Source organism: Scytonema sp. NUACC21, assembly GCF_054684315.1.
The window spans coordinates 48,707-54,706 of sequence record NZ_BAAFZH010000050.1 but is presented as its reverse complement, the minus strand read 5'-3'; the positions used below and the strand labels follow the sequence as shown (position 1 = coordinate 54,706).

Genomic DNA, 6,000 nt, shown 5'->3' with positions numbered 1-6,000 from the left:
TCCACCCCAGACGTTTTTTGATTTACACTTGCTCCTCACACACAATTAGAGGATAACACCGTCTTTGTCTAAAGGCAAGTGGGAAAAGTGACACTTTTAAAAGTGAACCTTATTCGCTGCTTGCAGTATTATGCGCTCTCAAGAAATAAATACAAAAAACGCTTGGACGTCTTGCCGTGTTTCGACTCCAAGCGCTCTTTGTTTTCAACTTACTCCTCACACTAGGTAAAAAGTATCATGACTTAAAACGGGTGGCATATATCTTAGGTGACAGTTTCACAACTGCACTATTTAGTTAGTGGTTAGTAGTTAGTGGTTATTGGTTAGTGGTTAGTGGGAAAACTAGCAACTACTAACTCCTAACTCCTAACCCCTAACAACCCTTAATGTAAAAAGTGGCGAATACCAGTAAACGCCATAACCAGTCCCAGTTCGTTGGCAGCGTTGATAGAATCTCGGTCGCGCACACTGCCTCCTGGTTGAACAACCCCAATAATTCCTGAGGCGGCTGCGGTTCTTACCGAATCATCAAAGGGGAAGAATCCATCACTGGCAAGAAATGCACCTTTGGCTTTTTCCCCAGCTTGTTCCAAAGCAATTTTAACAGAGCCAACGCGGTTCATTTGACCTGCGCCTACACCCAAGGTTGTACGATCGCAAGTCACAACAATAGCATTGGACTTAACGTGCTTGCAGACTTTCCAAGCAAATAGCAACTCTTCCAATTCCCGGTCGGTAGGTTTCTTTTCAGTTACAATTTGCCATTGACTAGTATCAGCCACTATATCATCAGAAGCTTGCACCAGGAAACCGCCTGCGATCGCTTTTACAGTTTCTTTTGGTCCACTACTCAAAGAAGATAAAATCAACACCCGTACCTTTGATTTTGCTGCCAAAATTTCCTGTGCCTCTGCATCACAACCAGGTGCGACGACGCATTCTAGAAATGTCTTTGTCAATTCAGTTGCCGTTTCAGCATCAATCCCACGGTTTAGGGCAACAATTCCACCAAAAGCAGAAACTGAGTCAGCATTAAGCGCTTTCTGATAAGCTTCGCAAACAGTACTTCCCAAAGCAACACCACAAGGATTATTGTGCTTGATAATTGTTGCTGCAGGAGAGTCAGTAAATTCAGAAATCAGGGTTCGGGCTGCTTCTAAATCAACTAAATTGTTGTAACTGAGTTCTTTGCCTTGAAGTTTAGTAGCCGCCGCCCATCCAACTGCATGGGTACCCGTTTGATACCAGGCTGCATACTGATGGGGATTTTCTCCATAACGAAGGGCTTGCAGTTGTTTTCCAGAAAGTAAAAACTCTTCGGGAAGGGGTGTAGATTCCTTCTCTTCTACTGCTGATTGCTCTAGGAGATATGCTGCTATAGCGCGATCGTAGCTAGAAGTATGCAAAAATCCTTTTAAAGCACATTTTTGACGAAATTCAAAGGATGGGTTGCAATTTGAGCGGCGCATTTCTTGCAAATATTCCTCATACTGCGCCGGGTCACACAGAATAGTAACATGGGCAAAGTTTTTCGATGCTGCCCTCAGCATAGCAGGACCGCCAATATCTATTTGCTCGATCGCCTCAGGTAAGGTTACACCAGCTTTTGCAATGGTTTCTTCAAAAGGATAAAGATTGACAACCACTAAATCAATTGGGCGAATTTGGTTATTTTCTAAATCTGTAACATCTTCAGGTACATTTTGGCGAGCTAATATACCGCCATGAATCCGGGGATGCAATGTTTTGACTCGTCCACCCAGAATTTCTGGTGAACCTGTATAATCAGCAACCTTTGTGACTGGTAGCCCTGCATCTTTCAATGCTTTGGCTGTACCCCCACTGCTGATTATTTCAAAATCAAATTCTTCTACCAAGCTACGTGCAAGGTCAATTAAACCAGTTTTATTAGATACGCTCAGCAGTGCTAGACGCGCCATAATTCCCAAGTCTCTTTTGCAATACGAATGAGGGCAGAAGTATATTTTATAAACCGCAAAGGCGCAAAGAACGCGAAGTTGAATTTAAAAACGCAAAATTTTCCATTTTTCATCTGCACTCTGTAGTCCTATTGACTGCTGAAGCACTCAGCATCGACTATGGACTAATGTAAGGGCAGGTTTCATAAAGAATATTAAGCCTGCTCGATTGTTAACAACTGATTCAACTTGCCCCTGCCCATGACTTCTACTCTAAAATTTATCAGCGTACCTCCACAAACAGAGCAGCCTCCCAAAGGCTTAATTGTAACTTTGCACGGGTGGGGCGCTAATGCTGAAGATGTAGCCTATTTATTACCTTTTTTTAGATTACCTGAGTATCAGTTCATATTTCCTAATGCGCCTTATCCTTATCCCTATTCTGCTATAGGGAAAGCTTGGTATGACCTGCGGGCAGAAAATTTGTATCACGGGTTAACAGAAAGTCGCCAACAACTCCTAGACTGGTTGCTATCTTTAGAAAGTACCACGGGGGTGCCTTTATCGCGAACTATTCTCAGTGGGTTTTCTCAAGGTGGGGCTATGACTTTAGACGTGGGATTAAAGTTACCTTTGGCTGGTTTAGTTTCTCTAAGTGGGTATTTACATCCCAATAGTAATAAAGACCAGATACAAAATGATTCTTCTCCAGAACTCTCTGTAAATGCACCTCTGGCTCCAGTTTTAATTATGCATGGCACACAAGATACAGTTGTGCCACTGGAGGCTGCACGCTTGGCACGACAAACTTTAGAATCTATAGGGGTTGCAGTAGAATACCATGAATTTGACATGGGCCATGAAATCCGTCCAGAAATGCTAGAGTTGTTGCGGAAGTTTATTATTACCAATACGTAGATTCCACAATTTTGCTTATCTGTTAAACCACGGGCTTTGGCTTGTCTTGAAAGATAACGTTGTCAGGGTTACAAAATTTTTACATATTCTGGTAGAAATCCTGAAAATTTTCACGTAAACCACTCTTTCTAGTGAGTAATATATATTGGGTAGCTGCAAAAGGGCGCAACTCAACCTATGCTGGATGCGAATGCTGCGAACGGGAGGGGCAAACACTATGAAAACTCTAAGCATTTCTAAGAAAGAAATTGCTGCTATGACTCCACAAGAAGTGGAAAAGTTAGCGGTACGTCTGGAGCAGGATAATTACAGTGGTGCTTTTGAGGGTTTGAATGATTGGCATCTACTACGGGCTATCGCCTTTCAGCGTCCGGAGTTAGTTGAACCGTATATTCACCTCTTAGATTTAGAACCATATGATGAAGCCTGACAGATAAATTTATGGGCAAATGGTCGATCGCTAATGGTATAAAAGGCAATTAGCAATTAGCAATTGACCATTTTTCTATGACTAATCAAAGATCGGGAAGGGTTCTGGTTGGCGTGGGCGGAGGTATCGCTGCCTACAAAATTTGTGAGGTTGTTTCCACGTTGTTTAAAAGTGGCGTGGAAGTCAGGGTTATCCTCACAAGTTCGGCACAAAAGTTTATTACCCCTTTGACTTTTGCAACGCTGTCTCGTCATCCAGCTTATACAGATGAGAATTTTTGGCAACCAACTCATTCTCGCCCCTTGCATATAGACTTGGGTGAATGGGCTGATATCATGTTAATTGCCCCTTTGACGGCAAATACATTGGCAAAGTTGGCTTACGGTTTAGCTGACAACTTGCTGACAAACACTGTTTTGGCTTCTACAAGTCCCGTGTTACTATCCCCAGCCATGAACACCGATATGTGGGAACAATCGGTTGTACAACGGAACTGGCAGCAGCTTCTAACAGAAAAAAGATTTCACGGCATCGAAACGGCATCGGGATTGTTGGCGTGCGATCGCGTTGGCGCTGGTAGAATGGCAGAACCCTGGGAGATTATTGCTTACATCCAATCATTGCTACACACTGCAGGAAAAAAAGATTTAGCAGGAAAGCGGGTGTTGATTAGTGCAGGAGGAACACAAGAGTATCTCGATCCAGAAAGGTTTCTTGGCAATCCTTCTACGGGGAAAATGGGGTTAGCCTTAGCACAAGCCGCCGCCCACCGAGGTGCAAATGTCACACTGGTACACGGACCAAAAACTTGGGATGTTCCCCTAGGAGTGCAAGGAATTTCTGTTGTTAGTGCTGAAGAAATGCGATCGTCTATGTTGCGCTATCTTCCAAGTTCAGATGTCATTATTATGTCAGCAGCCGTCGCAGATGCTAAGCCAAGAGATTACAGTCCAGAAAAGTTAGCTAAAAAAGCCCTCCCCGAAGCCTTACCTCTCCAACCCGTACCTGATATTGTTGCCGAATTAGCACAACTCAAACAACCCCATCAACGTTTAATTGGATTTGCCGCACAAACAGGGGATATCATAACACCGGCGTTAGAGAAATTGCACGCAAAAAATTTAGACGCAATTGTTGCCAATCCCATAGATGAACCAGGCAGTGGTTTTGGAAGCGATAACAATAAAGCTATTATTTTAGATAGGCAAGGACAGCAGTTTGAGATATCTCCTTGTTCTAAATTACACATGGCTCATCACATCTTTGATTTTTTAAAGTGTTCCTAGTTGAAAAACTGACAAATTTATTAATTTTCAGTATCAGAAATTCACGATATTTATAACAAGAAGGAAAGAGGAAACTTTTAATAGGGAACAGACTAAGTAAATCGGTATGAAAAAATGTCACTTGAGAAGATTGTCCTTAGTCCATTTGTAATTGGTAAGGCTTTCTGACACGTTTACATTTTGTAATGTAGTTCTGTTTATTCCTACCTATTTATTGGTGGGCACTGCCCACCCTACCCTTTATATGTGACTATTTCTTACCTCATATCTTGCACTACGCTCTCCCAATCAAAAATCATAGGCTAAAAAGCTTATCCCAATCGTAGGGTGGGCACTGCCCACCGTTCCCTCCCACTTCTGGGCGTGCAAGATGTCAGTTACAAAATCTGACATATAAAATTAAGTGGAAATAATTGTTTGAAGACTTTTTCAGACTGCATTAATAGAGAAAATAGCTTAATTTAATTTGTAGAGAAGCAGACAAAGCGTTCAAAAATATTAAAATTATATCTACAAGGTTATGCTTTTTAAGCTATTTACTTCTACATTTATCACTATTTATAGTATCATTCCTTATGGAATAGCAGCTACAGAAGCAGTAAAAATAATAATCGTTGATAGGCTTGCGAATGTACAAAGTATTGCTTATCAAGAAGTTGTCTGCAGTCTTGACAACAGCGATCGCATTGAAGCAAGACAACTGTCACAGCTTAAAGGGGTAGTGTCTGAAGTCACCTTCAGATTTGACGAAACAGTGGTTAATAAGTTACAGAGTCAAAACCAACAGTCAATGTTGACGCTGTCAAACTGCAAAAAGCCTTGCAAAACAGAGATTTGAGACAAAATGAGATGGGCGACAGCTTCTTATAAGGTCATTACACGGGACTCCTGAGCGTTTACTCCCTTCCCGCCAAAAGATTACCTAAACACATAGATGTAGATGTAGGTAGGGCTAAAGCCCACCACAACGCCATTGCGAATGTACCTCCCTTGTGGGGCGGCTATATCCAAACCACTGTGAAATTCCCAATTAGAACCACCAGTCGCAGAAGGACGATAACCAAACGGTGATGTATACGCTTTAAAATTTTCTACCGGGAAAGAGGCTGATAACCAGTTATTATTGCTTGCTTGCAGGTCCGATTTATTGGGAAATTGACTTGGTGCGATCGCATCTTTTCTGCTTGACCTTGGTATTCTTGCTACTTCACTTGCAGTAGAATAGTGTGAATCTTGCTTGGGGATTGAAATAAAAGAAAATGCATTAACGTTATTTTGGTTTTCCTTAGGTGACAGAGCAATTAAACTGACAATAGACAAGACTGACAAAGATAGTGTGACTCCATAACTTGTGATTGTTTGTCGCCACTGATTCATTGTTAACATCCTCTAAACAATAACCGAAAAAGTTTTTTCGTGCTGCTGCGTGTGTTTACCCTATGCACCA

Annotated in this window: 5 protein-coding genes and 1 pseudogene; 4 read left to right on the top strand and 2 right to left on the bottom strand. The window is 42.0% G+C overall.

Annotated elements, in window-relative coordinates; all coding sequences use genetic code 11:
- Window positions 1-383: 383 nt before the first annotated feature.
- A complete protein-coding gene (gene purH / locus ACYRY3_RS06710; RefSeq protein ID WP_460200922.1) occupies window positions 384-1,940 on the bottom strand; it encodes a bifunctional phosphoribosylaminoimidazolecarboxamide formyltransferase/IMP cyclohydrolase in 1,557 nt (518 codons plus the stop codon).
- A gap of 240 nt (window positions 1,941-2,180) precedes the next feature.
- Between purH and ACYRY3_RS06705 the strand changes: the two genes are divergently transcribed.
- The 4 genes from ACYRY3_RS06705 (at window position 2,181) to ACYRY3_RS06690 (ending at window position 5,391) form a co-directional block, all read left to right on the top strand.
- On the top strand, window positions 2,181-2,837 hold the full coding sequence (locus ACYRY3_RS06705; protein ID WP_460200921.1) for an alpha/beta hydrolase: 657 nt from the start codon (window positions 2,181-2,183) through the stop codon (window positions 2,835-2,837).
- A gap of 217 nt (window positions 2,838-3,054) precedes the next feature.
- Window positions 3,055-3,267 (top strand): protein IsiD, encoded by a 213-nt coding sequence (gene isiD / locus ACYRY3_RS06700; protein WP_460200919.1) that lies wholly within the window; start codon window positions 3,055-3,057, stop codon window positions 3,265-3,267.
- A 77-nt stretch (window positions 3,268-3,344) separates the two neighbouring features.
- Window positions 3,345-4,553 (top strand): bifunctional phosphopantothenoylcysteine decarboxylase/phosphopantothenate--cysteine ligase CoaBC, encoded by a 1,209-nt coding sequence (gene coaBC / locus ACYRY3_RS06695; protein WP_460200918.1) that lies wholly within the window; start codon window positions 3,345-3,347, stop codon window positions 4,551-4,553.
- 520 nt (window positions 4,554-5,073) lie between these two features.
- On the top strand, window positions 5,074-5,391 hold the full coding sequence (locus ACYRY3_RS06690; RefSeq protein ID WP_460200917.1) for a hypothetical protein: 318 nt from the start codon (window positions 5,074-5,076) through the stop codon (window positions 5,389-5,391).
- Between the two features lie 134 nt (window positions 5,392-5,525).
- Here ACYRY3_RS06690 and ACYRY3_RS06685 read toward each other — a convergent pair.
- A pseudogene (locus ACYRY3_RS06685) lies at window positions 5,526-5,930 on the bottom strand (M23 family metallopeptidase); the annotation flags it as partial.
- Window positions 5,931-6,000: the final 70 nt, after the last annotated feature.